Source organism: Streptomyces sp. AMJ-169 (assembly GCF_055597585.1).
In genome coordinates, this window is the sequence record NZ_JBVLTJ010000001.1 from 444,883 (window position 1) to 464,003 (window position 19,121).

Below are 19,121 nucleotides of genomic sequence, written 5' to 3' on the forward strand. Positions count from 1 at the left end.
GGGGTGTTCAAAAGACCCCTTTCCTAAGCGTTTGAGAAAGGGTTTCACCAGTGTCACGTCAGACCCGTTGACCTGCCGGTAACACGCCCTTACCTTTTCGGCGTTCGGAATGTCATGTTCTGTTCGCACCGTCGAACGCGGCAAGGAGATTGCGTGAGATGAGACGTGTATACGCGGTCCTGATAGCCCTCTGTACGGCCCTCGCCGGCGCCCTGGTCACGGCCGGACCCGCGGCGGCGGCCCCCCAGACGCTCGCCAACGGCGTCCAGTTCACCGACACTTCGGGCAATGTGGTCCATGCCCACGGCGGCGGTGTCATCAAAGTCGGCTCCTACTACTACTGGTTCGGCGAGGACCGCAACTCCGACAACACCTTCAAGTCCGTAGACGCCTACCGCTCAACGGACTTGAAGACCTGGGAGTTCAGGAACCGCGTCCTGACCCAGTCGAGCGCGACGGAGCTGGGCACCGCCTTCATCGAGCGCCCGAAGGTCATCTACAACGCCTCCACCGGCAAGTTCGTGATGTGGATGCACAAGGAGAACGGCGTCGACTACGGCGAGGCCCGCGCGGCGGTCGCCGTCTCCGACACGGTCGACGGCGACTACAGCTACCAGGGCAGCTTCCGCCCCCTCGGCCAGTACATGTCCCGTGACATCACGGCGTTCGTGGACACCGACGGCACCGGCTACATGGTGTCGGCGGCCAACGAGAACTACGACCTCCAGATCTACCGGCTGACGGCCGACTACACCGGGATCGACAGCCTCGTCGCCAACCCCTGGGCGGGCGGCCACCGCGAGGCGCCGGCCCTCTTCAAGCGGGGCGGCGTCTATTTCATGCTGACTTCGGGCGCCACCGGCTGGAGCGCCAACCAGCAGCAGTACGCCACCGCCACCAGCCTGGCCGGCCCCTGGTCGGCGATGACCAACGTCGGCGACTCCACCGCGTACGGCTCCCAGACCGCGTACGTCCTTCCCGTGCAAGGGACTTCGGGGACCTCGTACCTCTACATGGGCGACCGCTGGGGCAACTCCTTCGGCGGGACCGTCAACGACTCCCGTTACGTGTGGCTGCCGTTGACCTTCCCCAGCAGCACCTCGATGTCGATGTCCTGGTACCCGGAGATCACGGTCGACGCGGCGGCCGGGACCGTCAGCGGGACCAGCGCCACCTACAACACCCTTGTGGCGCGGCACAGTTCGAAGTGCGCGGACGTCCCCAACCAGTCCCTCCTGACCGGCGTCGCGATCAGCCAGTACACCTGCAACAGCGGCGGCAACCAGAAGTGGTGGTTCAAGGACCTCGGCACCGGCTACTACCAACTCGTCGGCCGCCAGAGCTCGTTGTGCCTCCAGGAGAACGCGAGCAGCGTCACGCAGGAGAACTGCGGCAGCGCGACGACCCAGCAGTGGAGCGTCACCGCCTCCGGCAGCTACTCGCTTATCAAGTCCCGGGCCAGCGGGGAGTGCCTGGACGTGAACGGGGCCTCCGCGGACAACTCGGCGGCGGTCATCACGTACACGTGCAACGGCGGGACCAACCAGCAGTGGACACGCGGCAGTTGAGCCAGCGTCAGCTGAAGGACACTTCATGAGGAGGGGGCCGGTCCGGGAGCGTACCCCCGGCCCGGCCCCCTCCTCATACGCTCACGCCAGCAGGTCGATCGCGTCGATCGCGGTCCCCGCGCTGAGGAACCCGGTCGTCCCCGACCCGCTCACGATGTTGATCCTGAGCGTGTTGTACTGGCTGGTGTCGGTCAGCCACGCGCTCGCCGGGACGCTGTACGTGAACGTGTAATTGTTGCCCCGGTACGAGCCGTTGGTGAGCGACCGGGTGCTCGGCTGGGTCGGCGGCGACGGGATCGCCGACGTCCAGGAGTCGTTGACGACGACCTGCGGCCGGCCGTTCGCGTAAGCCGTCGTCACCCCGATGCGCAGCGTGTGCGCGGCGGCGGCCTGCGCGGCCGTCAGCTTGAAGTACACGATGATCCCGCTGTTGACGTCCTTCCACAGATAGCAGGGGAAGGCGGACGTCTCGCTGCCGCCGCCGATCACCACATTGCCCGTCCAGGCGGCGGCCCGCACGTCCGAGGGGTGCGCGTACGTCATCAGGTCGGCGTTCTTGAACCCAGTCGGCGCCCCGTTCCAGTCCCCGATCCGCCAGATCGCACCGGCATTTGACGGATCGTTGGACGACGGGAGGGCGATGCTGTTGAGGGTGGTCGTCCCGCCCGCGCTCACCGCCACCGACGAGGTGTAGACGGCGAGTTCACCCTTGTACACGGTCAACGTGTACGTCCCCGGCAGGACTCCGGTGATGGAGAAGTAGCCGTCCGAGGAGCGGGCCGAACCCCAGTACTGCGCCGCCGAGTTGGCGAGCCCGACGGTGTACGGGAACGCCGTGTTGCGGCCGGTGATGCCGACGCCCGCGACCCGGCCCCGGCCGCCCGCCGCGACGTACCCGGAGATGCCGAGCGAATCCGCCCACGCCGTCGTGAGGTTGGCGGAGTACAGCGAGGAGGAGGGCGCGCCGCCGTCGGTGAGCGCGATGACGTACGGGCCCTGGAGGCCGTACCGCTCGCTCTCCGTCTGGTTCTGGCCGTAGTACAGGATCTCGTACAGGCCGCCGCCGTCCGCGCTCTGGTGGCGCAGCAGCGAGCGGTAGAACGGGCCGCCGGACGCCTTCTCGTGGTTGCTGCGCACGACCCACAGGCCGACGCCGCCGGCCGTCCAGCCGATGTAGTCGTAGTCGCAGACCCGCAGCTTCGAGTAGTGCTTCGAGCGGGTCTGCCCGTCGGACTTCTGGAACACGTCCGACGCCTCGATGGTGGTCGGCGCGTAAGTGTAGGAATCCGGCTCGTCGTTGAGGAACAGGCCCGCCTTGACGCGCACGATGTAGCGGGTCGCGGAGACCGAGCTGTCGGCCTTGTTGGTCCACAGGTAGACGTTGTTCTCGCCGCTGCGGGCCGCGTAGTAGTGCTTCAGCGTGCCGTACGTGACGGAGATCAGAATCGTCGAACCGGACTGGCCGATCGTCACCGTCGAGGTGCCGAGGCCCGATTCGACGTGCGAGTTCTTGCCGCCGTAGCCCTGGTACTCGGTGCCCTTGTAGACCAGGGACGTCAGGTCGCCGTTGGTCTTGCTGACCTTGAAGACCAGATTCGCGCCGGTGTCGACGACGTAGTTGGAGCCGTCGTCGCTCCAGCCGAACCCCGCGGCCGCCGCCGGGGCGGCGAGCGGTCCGGCGAGTGCGGCGGTACCGGCCGCCGCGGCGGCGCCGAGGACGAACGCGCGGCGGCCGACGGGGAGTTGGGCGGACTCGGACATGGGGGGCCTCCTTCGGGAGGTGCTTACGGGTGCGGGTGCGGGTGCTGCGTGGGCAGAGTGACAGTTGAATCGATTTCGCGAAAGGGCTTTCGTCTCCCTGGAATTGGTAGTCGTAGGAAATGGGAACGGGGTCTAGAAAGCGCTTGCCCGAGGGGGTACGGTCCTGCCGCCGGACCTTGTCATGTGACGGAGGAGCAGCGAGTGAGACGTTTCAACATCGCCCTGCTGGCGGCGGTGACGATGAGCGGCGTACTGGCCGCCGGACCTGCCCAAGCACACGGCGGGCGCGGGCAGTTGGCCCACTGCACCGCGACCGCCTGCCACTTCGACGTCCCGCCGGGCACGTACGACGTGAAGCTCCTCCTCGGCGGCGACGCGGCCTCCGCCACCAGCGTCTCCGGGGAGACCCGGCGTGCCCTGCTCCCGGAGACGCTCGTCGCGGCCGGTGAGCGGGCGGTCCGCAGCTTCACCGTCAACGTCCGTACCCCGGAAGGCGAACCGACCGGACCCGATGGAACCCCCGGACTCGACCTCGCCCTCGGCGGCGCGGCCCCCGCCCTCGCCGGCATCTCGGTGACCCCGGCCCGGCATGCCCGCCAGCTCCTCCTCATCGGTGACTCCACAGTCTGCGACCAGCCCGGCGACCCCTACTCCGGCTGGGGCCAACAGCTGCCCCAGTACCTGCGGAAGGGGATCTCCGTCGCCAACTACGCGGATTCCGGGGAGAGTACGGTCACCTATCTGAGCAACCCTCAACTCTGGGCCACCGTCCAGCCGTTGATCCGCCCCGGCGATCTGGTCCTGATCCAGCTCGCGCACAACGACAAGACGACCGACGAGGCGACGTACCGGGCGAACCTGGAGACCCTCGTGGCGGGCGTACGGGCCCGGCACGGCGAACCGGTCCTCGTCACGCCGATCGTACGGCGCTGGTTCAACGCGGACGGCACGCTGAACAACGGAACCGCCTTGCTGGTCAACGGACTTGGCGTCGACCATCCGGCCGTGATCCGCTCGGTCGCCGCCGCCGAGGGCGTCCCGCTGATCGACCTCACGGCCAAGACCAAGGCGCTGGTGGAGGAGTTGGGGCCGGAGGGGTCCAAGGCGATCTATCTGTACAACGAGAAGCGGGACAACACGCATACGTCGGTGCATGGGGCGACGGTGTATGCGGGGCTGGTGCGGGAGGAGTTGAGGGGGCAGGGGTTGGTGCCGGCGGGGGTGGTGAGGGCGGGGTGAGGGCGTACAGGGTTGACTCGTAAGGGAGTTGCCGCGTACGAGCCGCCCTGCCTCCGTGAACCCAGTTGCCGTCACCCGAAGGACCCCCGCCGATGCACCTCCCCCCGCCCGACCGCACCCTCAGCCCGCTGACCGGATACACCCGCGCCCACTGGGAGGCGGCGGCCGACGCGCTGCTCGCCGCGACGGAGCCGTACGCCAGCGAGGACCGCGCGCTGTACCACTTCCCCGGCGACCGCGAGAGCTGGTCGGGCCGGCTCTCCGACGGTCTTGAAGGGTACGCGCGCACCCTGCTGCTGGCCGCGTTCCGTCGCGACGAGAGCGCGCTCGGGCGGTACGCCGACGGCCTCGCGGCCGGCACGGCGGGGGTGTGGCCGCGTATCGAGGACCGCAGCCAGCCCCTCGTCGAGGCGGCGTCGATCGCCCTCGCCCTGCGCCTGACCCGCCCCCTCCTGTGGGACCGCCTCGACGACAAGGTCCGACAGCGCGCGGCGGCCTGGCTCTCGGACGCCCTGACGGCCCAACCCTGGCCCTGCAACTGGGAGTTGTTCCCGGTCACGGTCGGCGGCTTCCTGGAGTCGGTCGGCCACGAGCCGCGGGCCGCCCGCGCGGCGGTCGAACGGGGCCTCGCGAACATCGAGAAGTGGTACGTCGCCGACGGCTGGTACACCGACGGCGACGGCCGCAAGTTCGACTACTACAACGGCTGGGCCATGCACCTCTACCCGGTCCTGCACGCGTGGCTGGCGGAGGACACCCGCCTTCTGGAGGTCTACGGCACCCGCCTGGAACGCCATCTCGCCGACTACGCCCGCCTGTTCGGCGCCGACGGCGCCCCCCTGCATCAAGGCCGCTCCCTGACCTACCGGTTCGCGACGACGGCCCCCCTCTGGCTCGGCGCCCTCACCGGCCGCACCCCGCTCCCGCCCGGCGAGACCCGCCGCCTAGCCTCGGGCGCCCTCAAGTACTTCCTGGACCGGGGCGCGGTGAACGCCGAAGGCCTCCTGACCCTCGGCTGGCACGGACCCAACTCTCAAGTCCTGCAAGGCTATTCGGGCCCGGCGTCGCCCTACTGGGCCAGCAAGGCATTCCTCGGCCTCCTCCTCCCGCCCGACCACGAGGTCTGGACGGCACCGGAGTCGCCGTCCCCCGCGGAACGCGAAGACGCGACGACCCCGCTGTCCGCCCCCAACTGGCTCCTCCAGTCGACGAGTTCGGACGGCATCGTCCGCCTCCACAACCACGGCAGCGAGGACACCCGCTACGACCCGTACTACACGCGCCTCGCGTACTCCACGGCGACGACCCCGTCCGCCGACGTACCCGACAACAGCATCCTCATCTCCACCGACGCCACCCGCACCGGCATCGAACCCCTGGGCGTGGGCAAGGACTGGGCGGCCTCCCGCCACACCACACCCTCCGGCCTCCGCGTCACGAGCGTCGTCCTGGCCCAAGGGGCGGCGGAGGTAAGGGCGTTCCACATCGACTCACCCCCAGAGAACGCCGAGATCGACATCACGGCCTGGCCCCACCCGCCAGGCCTCCACTCATCCCTCACCCTGCTGCCCCCGACCCCCACCCTCCACATAGCCCTCTCCCGCCTCACCGCCGACCCGAATCCCCCCGAACTGACCGACTTGGTGGCGGTGGAGATCCTCGGCGAGCGGGAGTTCACGGTCCGCTGGACGGGGGGCGCCGAACGGACGGTACGGATCGGGGCGGACGGGGTCGTGGTCGAACCGACCGCGTAGAAACGACCCTTGACCCCGGACGGCCCCCCGATGACAGGGGGCCGAGCCGTCATCTCACGGCTTCAACCGACCCACCCGCAAAGTAGTAGCAGTCGGCGACCCCCCGTTCAGCGGCGTCGAATACGACGGCGTCACCGGAGCGTACGCCCAGGTCAGAGTCCCGTCCTTCAGGACAGCCACGTCGCCCGTCACCCGGGTCGGGACCACCTTGTCCGACCCCTGCGGCTTGCCCGTCCAGTCGATGAGGCGGAAGTGGGTGCCGGTGAAGGTGCCGGTGCAGGTGCCGGAGGCGCACTTGGGGGTGGAGAGGGACTCCCAGGAGACGAGGAGGCGGTCCTTGCCGTAGGGGGCGAGGTGGACGTTGACGTTCTCGGTGCCCGGGGACGTCGTCAGGTAAGTCGCCTTGCCGGGGGCCGAGTTGCGGGTGTTCATGAAGGCCACGGCCACCTGGTGGGTGCTGGTCTTCGGGGTGACCGTCCAGCCCCGGCCGCTGCTGTCGGCCGGGTTCTTCTTCGCGGACGCCGCGCCCCGGGAGGCGAAGGCCGTCGCGTAGCGGCCGGTCGCGGACTTCACCAAGTCCCCCGTGCGGCCGGGGAAGGTGCCGCCGCAGTAGCCCGCCCAGCACTGCTCGCGCTGCACGACCGGAGCGGTGTCGGGGGCGCCGATGCCGGTGGACACGAACAGGCCCGAACGCCAGTCGTCGAAGCAGAGGGAGGTGAAGTCGCCGGTGGGCTCGGCGTGCAGGGCGATGCCCTCGTTGTGGCTGCATCCCCAGCCCCAACCCCCGGCCAGTTTCGCCCCCTTGGGGCTGACGTACGCCAACTTGTCGCCGAAATGGCCGTCCGCGAAACCGCCCGCGCCGTGGACGACGAAATAGGCGCCGTACTTGCTGCCGTTCCACGTGAGTTGGCCGTCCAGCAGCGGGGCGGTGTCATGGCTCGCGGTGCCGGTGAGCTTCGTCGACCAGGTCTGTCTGCCGCCGGTGAAGCGGACGATCGCCGCCGCCGTCTCCTTCCACTTGTTGGTGTCGGCGACCCGGGTCAGCAGCGCGAACCCGTCGTCGTGCGCGACCAGTCCGCCGACCTCCTTCGCCCCCTTGACGACCGTGTCCGCGCCCGAACGCGCCCCGGCCGCCGTCAGCGGGGTCACGTGGACGCCGTCCGCCGCCGGCCAGGCGACCCGCAGCGTGCCGTTCGGGGCCACCGCGGTCGACGTCCGCGTCCACTCCCGCATGTTGTTGTAACCGGCCGACAGATAAGGGAACTTGGCGGACAGGGTGACCGCCGTGCTGGTGGGCGTCAGGTTCGGGGCGACCGTCGCCGCGCCGGCGGTGGCGTACCAGGCCCCGGCCAGGACACCCGCCGCCGCGAGCCCGCCGATCAAGGGCTTGCGGGCGGCGCGGACACGGCGGTGCCGGGCGGGAGGGGTGGTGTGTGGTGCGGTTGTCATGCCGTGTGGTCGCCGCCGACGGGAAAAGGGTTGCCGCCTGATTCCCCCGGTGCCCCACAATCCCTGTATGACCTCACTGATCCGGCACACCACGATCGACTCCCGCGACCCCTACACCCTCGCCACCTTCTGGTCCCAGGTCCTCGACCAGCCCCTGGCCGACGACGACCACCCGGGCCACCCCGAAGCCCTCATCGAGTCCGCCGGCCTGCTCTTCCTCCTCGTCCCCGAGGGCAAGACCGCCAAGAACCGCGTCCACTTCGACCTCCAGCCCCAGGACCGCACCCGCGACGAGGAGATCACCCGCGTCCTCGCCCTCGGCGCCACCCTCATCGCCGACCACCGCAACCCCGACGGCACCGGCTGGGCCGTCCTGACCGACCCCGAGGGCAACGAGTTCTGCGTCGAACGCAGCGCCGCCGAACGCCGGGACTGAGCCGGCCTCCTACGACGCCCCCGGCCAGTTGACCAACGCCACGTGCAGCGCGTCCACCGCCCGCTCCCACGACTCCTGGACATCCCGCGCCGCCCCGAACGCCCCGGCCGCCTCCAGGACGCAGTAACCGTGGAAGGTGCTGCGCAACAGGCGTACGGCGTCGGTGAGATCGGGCTCCTGGAGGCCGTACGCGCGGAGCAGGCCGTAGGTGATCTCGGTGGTGCGGTGGAAGGCGGGGGAGTTCGCGGCCAGGGTCTGGTCGATCCGGATCTGCGTCGCCGCGTACCGGCCGGGGTGGCGCAGGGCGTACGCGCGGTACGCGCCGGCGAACGCCCGCAGCGCGTCCTGGCCCGAGCGGCCCGCGACCGCCGCCGCGATCAGGTCGGTCTGCTCGGCGCCCGCCCGGAACGCGAGCCGGGTGCGCAGCTCCTGGAGGTTCCTGACGTGCGAGTACAGGCTCGCGTCCCGCACGCCGAAGCGCCGGGCCAGCGCGGACAGGGTGACGTTCTCGAAGCCCGCCTCGTCCGCGAGTTCGGCCGCCGCCGCGACCAGCCGCTCCACCGTCACTCCGGCCCGCGCCACCACACCACCTCGTCCCCGGGGAAAAACCCTAGGCTATCCAGGCCGTACGGCGAGAACCGGTCACCGGGGGGAAAGAGCACGCCATGGCGTATGAGACACGGCGCGACAGACACGTACCGGACCCCACCCCCCAACCCCTCTGGCGCCAACGCGACTTCAGCACCTTCTGGCTCGCCCAGACCCTCTCCGTCCTCGGCGACTCCTTCGCCCTCGTCGCCCTCCCCCTCCTCGTCCTCCAACTCACCGGATCCGTCGCGCAGATGGGCCTGCTGACGGCGGTCGGCGGCGCCGCCTCGGTCGTCGCGGCCGTCTTCGCGGGCGCCGTCGTCGACCGCGTCGACCGGCGCAAGCTGCTCATCGGCTGCGACCTCGCCCGCATGGCGCTGTACGGACTCATCCCGCTGGTCTGGCTGGCCGGCCCCCAACTCTGGCTGCTGTACGTGGTGTTGCCGGTCGGCGAGGCCATCGGGATGCTGTTCGCGGTGGGGTACGTCACCGTCGTGCGCGGACTCGTCGGCACCGGACAGCTCACCGAGGCCAACGGGCGGCTCAACGCGACGGCCGCGGCGGCGGGGGTGCTCGGGCCGCTGGGCGCGGGGGTGGTCGCCGCCTGGACGGGGCCCGCGGCGGCGGTCGGCGTCGACGCCGCCAGCTTCGGTGTCTCCGCCGCCTGCCTGGCCGTCGTACGGCTGCGGCCGGTCGGCCAAAGCCACGGCGACAGCCGAGGTGAGCCCGGAGCCGTCCCCCGCACCCCTGCCCGGGCGAACCTCTGGCAGGACCTCCGTACCGGCGTCGGCTTCCTCTGCCGCCACCCCGTCCTGCGCACCCTCACCGCCCTCCTCTTCCTCTTCAGCTTCCTCACCCTCGGCCTCACCGACCTGGTCATCTACCACCTCAAGCACGACCTCGGCCAGGACGACGGCACCGTCGGGACGGTCCTGGCGGCCGGCGGGCTCGGTACGGTCGCCGGGTCGCTGCTCGTCGCCCGGCTGCGCCGCCGGCTGGGGTTCGGTCCGGTGTGGACGGTGTCCGTCGCGGCGGCCGGGGTCGCCGTCGCCGGGCTCGGCTGGGCCCGGCCGGTCCCGCTCGTCGCCGCGCTCGCCGCCCTCTTCCTCGCCTCCGTCGCGATCGCCGGCACCTGCTCGATGTCCCTGCGCCAGGAGGTCACCCCCGAACACCTCCTCGGCCGCGTCACCTCCGCGTTCTGGACCCTCCACTACGCCGCCGCCCCGCTCGGCGCCGCCCTCCTCACCTGGGCCGCCGAACACCACGGCACCACCCCCGTCGGCCTCCTCGCCGGCGCGGCCTGCACCCTCCTCGCCGTGATCGCCCTCGCCACCCCGATCAGGGGACGCCGATAACCAACAGCCGGTAGCCAACAGCCAATGGCCCCAACGCCCCCCGCCCCCACCTCAGTTCACCCGTTCACCCCCATGTAGTGCCGCAGGCTCCACTTCCACACCCCCCGCGCCCCCGCATACGCGGCCACCCCCACCAGCGGCGACACCGCCGCCAGCCAGTACGGCACGATCGTCCCGTGCCCGTGCCCGGTCAGCACCGCCGCCGGGAGATAGGCGACGAACGCGAGCGGCAGCCCGAACGTGAGGAAGCCGCCGACCGTGCGGGGCAGGACGTTCAGGGGGTAGCTGGCGAACGTACCCAGGAGTTCCTCCAGCCAGCGCCCCCAGTAGTCGGCCGCCGGGAAGCGCAGCGCCGCGCTCGCGACCAGCGTGAACAGGGCCGCCTCCCACAGCATCCCGCCCAGCAGGGCCGCGACGAGATAGCCGATACGGCCCGCGTCCCAGTCCAGCCGGCTGCGGCTGAGCGCGCCCGCCATCAGCGCCACCGCGACGGTGAGGTCGCCGATCGCGTTGGTCGGGAAGTACTCCAGCTGCACCTGCCGGTGCACCGGCATCGGACGCAGCAGGTACGCCTCGATCTTCCCCTCCTGCACGAACTGGCCCATGCCGTGCATCCGGCCGAGGAACAGGACGAACAGGCCGTGCGCCAGCATCCGCAGGGCCGGGATCATCAGCACGTCCCGGCTGTCCCAGCCGCCCATCCCGCTGAACCGGGTCAGCAGCACCGTCGCGAACACGATGACCGCCATCTGCCAGATCGCGCCGACCGCGACCATCAGCAGGAACTCGGCCCGATACTCCATCTGCGCACGGAAGTTGAGCCGCGTGATGCGCCATACGATCCGTGCCGCCCGCAATGCGGAGCCCATACCGTCAGCCTCCTTGGGCGACGACCCTGCGGGCGGCACGCGCCCACAGCAGCCGGGTGAACAGGGCCAGGGCGACGACCCAGCCGGCCTGCACGGCGAGCTGGAAGCCGGCGTCGGCGAGCGGGATACGGCCGATGTACAAGGAGAGCGGCACGCTCAGCGTCGCCTGGAACGGCAGATAGGAGCTGAGCGTCACGAACCAGTCGGGGAAGAACCACAGCGGCGCGTACACCCCGGACAGCAGATTCTGCGCGAACACCAGGATCAGCACGGCCGCCCCGTTGCGCAGCGCCCAGAAGCACCACTGGTCGATGACCAGCATGACGTAGTACAGCACCCACTGCCCGAGCAGCATGCTGACCACGAACACCCCTGCCACGGCAGCGGACTTGGGCGGTTCCACCACCCCGGCCGCGAGACAGACCGCGTAGCCCAGCAACGCCCAGGAGAAACCGTACAGTTGCTCCCCGATCGCCCGCAGCGCGTAGTAGCGGCGCGGCGGCATCGGCCGCAGCCACCAGTACACGATCGTCCCGTAGTGCACATGCTGCTGCACGGTGTCGCGGCCCGAGTGCTGGTCCAACTCCCGGATCCGGGAACTGAGCACGGCCAGCACCGCGTACGTCACCGCCTGCGCCCTGTCGAGCCCCGCCGTGCTCCCGGACTGCGCGTACAGGCCCCGCCACAGCGCCGCCACCAGCACGATCTGCACGGCCAGCCGCAGCAGCGCCCCCGTCATGCGCGGCGGGGTGTACAGCTCCCCGAGCGGGGTGACCCGCGCGGCCCGCCACGCGTACGTCACGCCGCTCACCGCCCGTCCCCCGCGTGGACGTAGGCGGCCCGCATGACGTCCTCCAACTCGGCCTCCTCCAGGGCGACATCGGTCACCTCGTACCGCTCGATGACGGCCTTGAGCGCCTGGTGCACGGTCGGGGCGGCCACGCCGTCGGGGCCGAACACCACCTGGGGGCCCTGGTGTTGGACAACCGCTATGCCCGGCAGGGGAGTTATCTCCGTGTGCGGGTCGGACAGGGTGACCTTCACCTGCCATGTCGAGCCGAACGTACGGCGGATCTCGTCCAGCGTGCCGTCCAGGACCAGCCGCCCGTGGTTGATCAGCACCACCCGCTCCGCCAGCCGCTCGACCTCGTTCATGTCGTGGGTCGTCAACAGCACGCTGCGGCCCCGCTGTTCGACCTGGTGCCGCAGGAACTCGCGGACCTGTTCCTTGACGACGACGTCCATGCCGATCGTCGGCTCGTCCAGGAACACCACCGGCGGATCGTGCAGCAGCGCCGCCGCCAGATCGCAGCGCACCCGCTGGCCCAGGGAGAGATGGCGCACCCGGGTGTCCCAGAACGCCGACAGCTCCAGCAGCCGGTCGAACTCCGCGAGCCGCGCCGCGTGTTCGGCCCTGGGCACCTCGAAGATGTCCCGCAGGATCGCGAACGACTCGCGCACCGGCAGGTCCCACCACAGCTGGGTGCGCTGGCCGAAGACCGCGCCGATGTTACGGGCGTTGCGCTCGCGCTCCCGGTAGGGGACCACGCCCGCCACCCGGGCCTCGCCCGAGGTCGGCGTGAGGATGCCGGTCAGCATCTTGATGGTCGTCGACTTGCCCGCGCCGTTCGGGCCCAGCAGCGCGAGGAGTTCGCCCTCGGCGACGTCGAAGGAGACGTCGGTCACCGCGTGTTTCACGGCCCGCTCCGGGTTGACCAGCGAACGCAGCGCGCCCGCGAAGCCCGGCCGTCTGACGGTGGTCTGGAAGGTGCGCGTCAGACCGCGCACTTCGATACTGACGCTCACGCGATGAGCCTCCATACAGAAGACGGACATGAAGGAGGTGGGGGGTGAAGGGGAGAAGGCGGGCGGATGAGGAGATTCCGCATCCGGGAAAGAGCAGCGCCGATCATCGCGCCCCGAGGGCCCTCCCGTCGAAGGGATTTCGAGGGCGCACGCGTGCGGCCGGCCCGGCAGACGCCGGACCGGCCGCGCGGTTCAGGACACCTCGTGGATCAGACGGCCTGCGAGAACACGAACGAGAACTCCGCCGGCACCGCCCGCAGTTCGTACCGCGGCAGCGGACGCGGACCGCACGACTGCGTGCCCAGCCCGTTCATCGCGTGGTCGAGGTGGACCCACACCGTCTCCCCGGGCACCAGGTCGGTCCGGTGCCGGGCCGCGTCCAGCTGCTCGGTCGTCCAGCGCCGCGCGGTGAACCAGAACTCCGGGTCGCCCTCGACGACCAGCCCGCCCACCTCGGCCCGGCGCACGTCCGCCCGCGAGCCGTTCTCCTGCGGGCGCACGTACGGCGTCTGGAGCCCCTCCACCGTCGACTCCCACAGGCCGAGCGCCGATGCCTCGCGGCTGTCGGGGTACGCCTCCAGCGGGCCGCCGCCGAACCAGCGCACGGCGTCCGCCGCGCCCGGCAGTCCGAGGCGCACGCCGAGCCGGGGCAGCGGCACCTTCCACTCGCCCTCGGGCGTCACCGACACCGCCAGCTTCAGCCGCTCCCCGTCCGACGTCCAGCGGAAGACGGTGGCGAGGCCGACCTCGGCGGCGGCCGGCGCGACCCGGGTCCGCACGGTCAGCGCGTCCCCCTCCAGCTCCACGCCGTCGACGCGGTGCCGCATCCGGTGCAGGCCCAACGCCCGCCACCGCTCGCTGTAGTTGACGTCCGAACGCCACTCGGTGCCGTTGTCGTTGTCGGTCGTCGCCCGCCACACGTCGAGCCGAAGTCCCGTCACGGGCACAGAACCGATCGAAGTCAGCTCACCGGTACGGGAGTTGAAGACGGCCGGGCCGAGCGTGATACCGGCCGCCCCGACAGCGGGCGCGGCACTCGCCTTCAGCACAGGCAACTCCCGTGCGGTGACCGGCACTTGTCCCCACGCCACGACATGCCCGCGCGGCGCCCACGTGGTGTCGGCCGCGAGCACCGCCCGTACCGTCCACGCCGTCTCCGCGCCCGCGGGGGCCTCCACCGGCGGCTGCGGCAGCTTCACGTCAGCTGAGGCGCCGGCCGCCAGCGCGGGTACGGAGAGGGAGCCAGACGCGACCTCCTCGCCGTCCACCTGGAACGCCCAGGTGAACTCCAGCGCCGAAAGGTCCGCGAAATCCTGCTTGTTGGTGACGGTGACCGTGCCCGCGTCGCCCGCCAGCGACACCGGCTCGATGACCTTCTTGAACTCCAGGAGGCCGGGGGAGGGGGTGCGGTCGGGGAAGACCAGGCCGTCGCAGACGAAGTTGCCGTCGTGCAGCTCCTCGCCGAAGTCGCCGCCGTAGGCGTAGCCGTACTCCTCGTGGAGGATGCCGTGGTCGATCCACTCCCAGACGAAGCCGCCCTGGAGGCGTTCGTGGGCCTCGAACAGGCGCTGGTAGTCGGCGAGTCCGCCGGGGCCGTTGCCCATCGCGTGGGCGTACTCGCACTGGATGAAGGGGAGTTCGCGGCGCTGGTGCGGGCCGCCGTCGAGGTGTTCGCCGATCTGCTCGGTCTCGCCGTGGAAGGCGTACATGCGGGAGTAGACGTCCGTGTCGCGGCAGGACCAGTCGCCCTCGTAGTGCACGAGCCGGGAGGTGTCGTGGGCGTGGATCCACTCGGCCATCGCGGTCAGGCCGCGGCCGGTGCCGGCCTCGTTGCCCAGGGACCACAGGACGATCGAGGGGTGGTTGCGGTCGCGTTCGACCATGCGGGCGGCGCGGTCGAGGAGGGCCGGGGTCCAGCGGTCGTCGTCGACGGGGTTGTCGCGCCACCGCTGGTCGACGAAGCCGTGCGTCTCCAGGTCGCACTCGTCGATCACCCACAGGCCCAGCTCGTCGCAGAGGTCGAGGAAGGCCGGGTGCGGCGGGTAGTGGGAGGTGCGCACGGCGTTGAGGTTGTGCCGCTTCATCAGCAGCACGTCCTCGCGCATGGTCTCCAGGTCCAGCGCGCGGCCCGTCTCGGGGTGCCACTCGTGCCGGTTGACGCCCTTGAAGAGGATCGCCTTCCCGTTGACCTTGATCAGGCCGTCCTCCAGGGCGACCGTACGGAAGCCGATCCGCAGCGGTACGCGCTCACCGGCGGTCGCGAGGACGGCGTCGTACAGGCGCGGGGTCTCGGCCGTCCACGGTTCGGCCGGCGACGAGGCGGACTCGCCGGTGGCCAGGTCCAGGCCCAGTTCCGGGACCGTCACCCGGCCCGGGACCTCGGAGTCGACGCGCAGGGTGCCCGTGCCGTCGGCGTAGGAGGCGTGGACCGTGAAGTGGCCCACCGCGCCCTCGGGGCGGTGCAGGAGGGTGACGTCGCGGAAGATGCCCGGGAGCCACCACTGGTCCTGGTCCTCCAGGTAGGAGCCGGACGACCACTGGTGGACGCGGACCGCGAGGACGTTCCCGCCCGCCTTCAGCAGCCGGCCCACGGAGAACTCGTGCGCGAGCCGGGAGCCCTTGAAGTCGCCGAGTTCGGTGCCGTTCAGCCAGACGCGGGCGCAGGACTCGACGCCGTCGAAGCGCAGATAGGTGTCGCCGTCGGCCGGCCAGTCGGCGGGGAGGGTGAACAGGCGCAGGTGGTCGCCGGTCGGGTTCTCCGTCGGGACGTGCGGCGGGTCGACCGGGAACGGGTACTGGACGTTCGTGTAGATGGGCGCGCCATGGCCTTGGAGCACCCAGTGGCCGGGGACCGTGACCTCCGCCCACCCCCCGGCGTCGTAACCGGGCGCGGCGAACGTGTCGTCCTCGGCGCCGGCGTCCGGCGCGAGCCGGAAGCGCCAGCTGCCGTTCAGCGACAGGGAGGCGGCGTCCGAGGACGCGTACCAGGCCCGCGGCGGCAGCGCGCCGTGGCCGGGCGAGACATCCTCGACGTAGGCGGAGGTGGTGCGGAAGGACATCGGTCTCCTAGTTCAGCCCTTGATGCCGGTCTGCGCGATCCCCTGCACCAGCCAGCGCTGGAGGAACAGGAAGACGAACACCAGAGGGAGGATCGACACGGCGGTCGCCATGAAGATCAGGTGGTAGTTCACGGTCTGGTTGGTCATGTACGAGGACAGCGCGACCTGCACCGTCCATGAACTGGGATCCTGTCCGATGACCAGGGGCCAGAGGAAGGCGTTCCAGCCGTTGATGAACGTGATGGTGGCCATGGCGGCGAAGAAGTTCAGCGAGTTGGGCACCACGACCCGCCAGTAGGCGCCCCAGTACCCGAGCCCGTCCACCCGCGCCGCCTCCTCCAGCTCCTTGGGGAATCCCAGGAAGTACTGCCGGAACAGGAAACACGTGAAACCGCTGAACAGGCCAGGGATGATCAGCCCCCGGTAGGAGTCCACCCAGCCGAGGGACGAGACCAGGACGAAACTGGGCACGAACGTGACGGCTGTGGGCACCATCAGGGTCGCCAGGACCAGGTAGAACACCTTGTTCGCGTGCTTGAACGGGATCCGGGCGAGGCCGTACCCGGCGAGCGAGCACACCAGCAGGATGCCGGCCGTCGACAGGACCGCGACGACCATGGAGTTCCACAGGGAGCGCGCGAAGTCGACGGTCGTGTCGTCGAACAGCTCGCTGACGTTCCCCCACTGGATGCTGGAGGGGAACCACTTCCAGTTCTCGCCCGTGATCTCCTGGTCCGTCATCAGCGCGTTGCGCACGATCAGGTAGAAGGGGATCAGGAAGAGCAGCGCGGCGATCGAAGTCGCCACGTACAGACCGGTGTTGCCGAGGACGGAGCCCCGCTTCCTGCCGTTCACCTGGCCTCCTCCCCCCGGCCGAAGCCCATGATCTTGCCCTGGACCAGCGTGACGGCGCAGATGAGCAGGGTCAGGACGACCGCCCCGGCGCTGCCCACGCCGTAGTTCTGGTTCTCGCCCAGCGCCATCTTGTACAGCTCCACCAGCGGCGGCTGCCCCCAGGTCGCCTTGGACAGCAGGTTGAAGAACTCGTCGAACGCCTGGTAGGCGGCGATCAGCAGCAGCAGGATCACGGCCGTCGAGGTGGCCCGCAGCTGCGGCAGCGTGATGTACCGGAACGTCTGCCAGCCGGGCTTCGCCCCGTCGATCGCGGCGGCCTCGTACAGCTCCTTGGGGATGTTCTGGAGCGCCGCGATGAACAGGATCATGTAGAAGCCGGACTGGAGCCACAGCCGTACGGTGACGATGACCAGCCAGTACCAGGGCGGGTCGGGGCTCGCGAGCCAGGCGATGTTGTCGACGCCGAACCAGCCGACGACCGTGTTGGCGAGGCCGAAGCGCACGCCGTTGAACAGGGACATCTTCCAGATCAGCGAGGCGGCGACATAGCTGACGGCGGTCGGCAGGAAGAACGCCGAGCGGAAGAACGCCCGCATGAACCGCAGCCGGTTCACCATCAGCGCGAGCCCGAGCGAGACCGCCCAGGTGAGCGGCACGATGAACGCGGCGAACACGGTGAACGTGACCAGCGAGTTACGGAAGTCGACGTCCGTGAGGATCTGCCGGTAGTTGTCGAAGCCGACGAAGTCGCTCGGCGTGACCGTGAACCGTGCCTCGAAGAAGCTGAGCCAGACGCTCCAGCCGATCGGCACGAACACGAAGACGACCAGGCCGATGAGGAACGGACCGGTGAAGAGCCAGAAGTTGGCGGTGGGGCTCGCCGCGAAGCTCCGCCGGACCCGGCGGCCCGCGGGGGCCTTGGCCGGGACGGCGGCTTCGCGCGTGGTGGTGGTCGACATGTGGTGCTCCCGCCGGCCTATCCGAACAGCTTCGTCAGCTCGGCGTCGACCTTCTTCTCGGCGGCGGCCAGCTGCGCCTTCGGGTCGTCGTTCTTGCGGACGGAGTTGGCCATCACGTCGTTGACGGCGGAGATCATCGCCTGCGTCCAGCCGATGTTGTCGAAGTGCCCGAACTCGTTGAAGAGCTTGACGCCCTCGGCCGGCAGCCCCGACTTCAGCTTGGTGGCGCTCTGCGCGAGCGAGGTGCGCGGGGGGATGTGGAAGCCGTAGGAGGTCGCGAAGTCCTCCTGGTACTGCTTCTGGTCGATCCACAGCCACTTGACGTATTCCTTGGCGGCCTCAACGTGTCTGCCCTTGGCGTTGACGAACATCGACCAGCCGCCGTTGTACACGGCCTGCTTGCCGGCCGCGCCGACCTTCGGGAACGGGAAGATGCCGATGTCGTCGCCGAGCGCCTGCTGCATCGCCGGCATCGCCCACATGCCGCACCACTGGATCGCGGTCAGCCCCTGCGTGAACGCCGACGGGTCCCACCAGTCGGCCGGGGCGCCCAGCAGCAGGTCACCGCTGGTGAACAGGCCTCTCAGCTGGGTCAGTCCGGCCGCGACGGCGTCGGTGTTGAACGCGGGCTTGTTGCCGGCCGTCAGCGTGTCCGAGCCCGCCGCCCAGATCAGCGGGGACTGCACCGGCGTCAGGTCGTTGCCGAGGTAGGCGCCCTTGACCTTGCTCGTGGTCAGCTTCTTCGCGACCTCGATGAACTCGTCGAGCGTGGTGGGGACTTCGACCTTCGCCTGCTCGAACAGGGACGGGCGGTAGAAGAAGAACTGCGGGTCGTCGATCATGCGGATGCCGTAGATCTTGCCGTCGACCGTGTGCGAGGTGATGTCGGCCTGGTTGAAGTCGCTCTTCACCGAGCCGATGACATCGGTCAGATCAGCCACCTGACCGCTCTTGACCAGCTGTATCTGCGGGTGGAACTCGAAGACGTCCGGGGCGTTGTCGGTGAGCAGCGCGGCGAACAGCTTCTGCTCGAAGTTGGAGCCGGTGATCCACTGCGTGGAGACGTTCGCCTTGTCGTACGCCTTCGCGTACCGCTTCACGGCGGCCTCGACGCCGTTCTCGCCGTAGGCGTGGAAGTACTGGACGAGGTTCTTGCCCGAACCCGAACCCGAGCCGCCGCCGCGGCCGTTGTTCCCGCCGCACGCGGCCAGCCCCCCGGCCGCGGCCAGCCCCAGCGCGGCCCGCAGGGCGGAGCGGCGGTTGAAGTTGCTCATGCTCGATGCCGACATACGTGACGTCCTTGTCTTCAATGTCTTCAATACGGCTCTGAGGAGCGGGACGCTAACCTTCGGCTAAGCCTTCGGCAAGGGGTTGGACAAAGGCTGTTCGAAGAGTTGTCGATGTTCGGCATCACGAACAAGCG

General features: G+C 69.9%; 15 protein-coding genes. 5 read left to right on the forward strand and 10 right to left on the reverse strand.

The window, feature by feature from the left end:
- Positions 1 to 158: 158 nt before the first annotated feature.
- On the forward strand, positions 159 to 1,568 hold the full coding sequence (locus tag ACYUD3_RS01825; protein WP_470962371.1) for an RICIN domain-containing protein: 1,410 nt from the start codon (positions 159 to 161) through the stop codon (positions 1,566 to 1,568).
- 81 nt (positions 1,569 to 1,649) lie between these two features.
- Here the strand turns inward: ACYUD3_RS01825 and ACYUD3_RS01830 are convergent, their stop codons facing one another.
- Complete coding sequence (locus ACYUD3_RS01830) at positions 1,650 to 3,329, reverse strand: rhamnogalacturonan lyase B N-terminal domain-containing protein (RefSeq protein WP_470962374.1); 1,680 nt, start codon at positions 3,327 to 3,329, stop codon at positions 1,650 to 1,652.
- A 201-nt stretch (positions 3,330 to 3,530) separates the two neighbouring features.
- Here ACYUD3_RS01830 and ACYUD3_RS01835 point away from each other — a divergent pair, with 201 nt between their 5' ends.
- Together ACYUD3_RS01835 and ACYUD3_RS01840 are read left to right on the forward strand one after the other, a co-directional pair.
- The gene (locus ACYUD3_RS01835; protein WP_470962377.1) at positions 3,531 to 4,568 is read left to right on the forward strand and encodes a rhamnogalacturonan acetylesterase; all 1,038 of its coding nucleotides are present in this window, start codon (positions 3,531 to 3,533) and stop codon (positions 4,566 to 4,568) included.
- 92 nt (positions 4,569 to 4,660) lie between these two features.
- The gene (locus ACYUD3_RS01840) at positions 4,661 to 6,322 is read left to right on the forward strand and encodes a DUF2264 domain-containing protein (RefSeq protein ID WP_470962380.1); all 1,662 of its coding nucleotides are present in this window, start codon (positions 4,661 to 4,663) and stop codon (positions 6,320 to 6,322) included.
- Positions 6,323 to 6,376: 54 nt separating this feature from the next.
- Here the strand turns inward: ACYUD3_RS01840 and ACYUD3_RS01845 are convergent, their stop codons facing one another.
- The gene (locus ACYUD3_RS01845) at positions 6,377 to 7,771 is read right to left on the reverse strand and encodes a hypothetical protein (protein ID WP_470962383.1); all 1,395 of its coding nucleotides are present in this window, start codon (positions 7,769 to 7,771) and stop codon (positions 6,377 to 6,379) included.
- A gap of 67 nt (positions 7,772 to 7,838) precedes the next feature.
- On the opposite strand from ACYUD3_RS01845, the gene ACYUD3_RS01850 reads away from it, so the two are divergent.
- On the forward strand, positions 7,839 to 8,207 hold the full coding sequence (locus ACYUD3_RS01850) for a VOC family protein (RefSeq protein WP_470962386.1): 369 nt from the start codon (positions 7,839 to 7,841) through the stop codon (positions 8,205 to 8,207).
- Positions 8,208 to 8,216: 9 nt separating this feature from the next.
- Here the strand turns inward: ACYUD3_RS01850 and ACYUD3_RS01855 are convergent, their stop codons facing one another.
- A complete protein-coding gene (locus ACYUD3_RS01855; protein ID WP_470962389.1) occupies positions 8,217 to 8,789 on the reverse strand; it encodes a TetR/AcrR family transcriptional regulator in 573 nt (190 codons plus the stop codon).
- An 83-nt stretch (positions 8,790 to 8,872) separates the two neighbouring features.
- Here ACYUD3_RS01855 and ACYUD3_RS01860 point away from each other — a divergent pair, with 83 nt between their 5' ends.
- Positions 8,873 to 10,150 carry an MFS transporter gene (locus ACYUD3_RS01860; RefSeq protein ID WP_470962392.1) on the forward strand — a complete coding sequence of 426 codons (1,278 nt, stop codon included), beginning with the start codon at positions 8,873 to 8,875 and terminating at the stop codon, positions 10,148 to 10,150.
- Between the two features lie 56 nt (positions 10,151 to 10,206).
- Here the strand turns inward: ACYUD3_RS01860 and ACYUD3_RS01865 are convergent, their stop codons facing one another.
- The 7 genes from ACYUD3_RS01865 to ACYUD3_RS01895 all read right to left on the reverse strand — a co-directional run bounded on the left by ACYUD3_RS01865 (position 10,207) and on the right by ACYUD3_RS01895 (position 18,987).
- A complete protein-coding gene (locus tag ACYUD3_RS01865) occupies positions 10,207 to 11,019 on the reverse strand; it encodes an ABC transporter permease (protein ID WP_470962395.1) in 813 nt (270 codons plus the stop codon).
- 4 nt (positions 11,020 to 11,023) lie between these two features.
- Positions 11,024 to 11,830 carry an ABC transporter permease gene (locus tag ACYUD3_RS01870; protein WP_470962398.1) on the reverse strand — a complete coding sequence of 269 codons (807 nt, stop codon included), beginning with the start codon at positions 11,828 to 11,830 and terminating at the stop codon, positions 11,024 to 11,026.
- The gene (locus ACYUD3_RS01875) at positions 11,827 to 12,825 is read right to left on the reverse strand and encodes an ABC transporter ATP-binding protein (RefSeq protein WP_470962401.1); all 999 of its coding nucleotides are present in this window, start codon (positions 12,823 to 12,825) and stop codon (positions 11,827 to 11,829) included. Before ACYUD3_RS01875 ends, ACYUD3_RS01870 begins: the two co-directional genes overlap by 4 nt.
- A 209-nt stretch (positions 12,826 to 13,034) precedes the next feature.
- On the reverse strand, positions 13,035 to 15,884 hold the full coding sequence (locus tag ACYUD3_RS01880; protein ID WP_470962404.1) for a glycoside hydrolase family 2 TIM barrel-domain containing protein: 2,850 nt from the start codon (positions 15,882 to 15,884) through the stop codon (positions 13,035 to 13,037).
- Between the two features lie 12 nt (positions 15,885 to 15,896).
- Entirely contained in the window at positions 15,897 to 16,739 is an 843-nt protein-coding gene (locus ACYUD3_RS01885; protein ID WP_470962407.1) for a carbohydrate ABC transporter permease, read from the reverse strand.
- Complete coding sequence (locus ACYUD3_RS01890; RefSeq protein WP_470962410.1) at positions 16,736 to 17,698, reverse strand: carbohydrate ABC transporter permease; 963 nt, start codon at positions 17,696 to 17,698, stop codon at positions 16,736 to 16,738. Before ACYUD3_RS01890 ends, ACYUD3_RS01885 begins: the two co-directional genes overlap by 4 nt.
- A 17-nt stretch (positions 17,699 to 17,715) precedes the next feature.
- Entirely contained in the window at positions 17,716 to 18,987 is a 1,272-nt protein-coding gene (locus ACYUD3_RS01895) for an ABC transporter substrate-binding protein (protein ID WP_470962413.1), read from the reverse strand.
- Positions 18,988 to 19,121 lie beyond the last annotated feature (134 nt).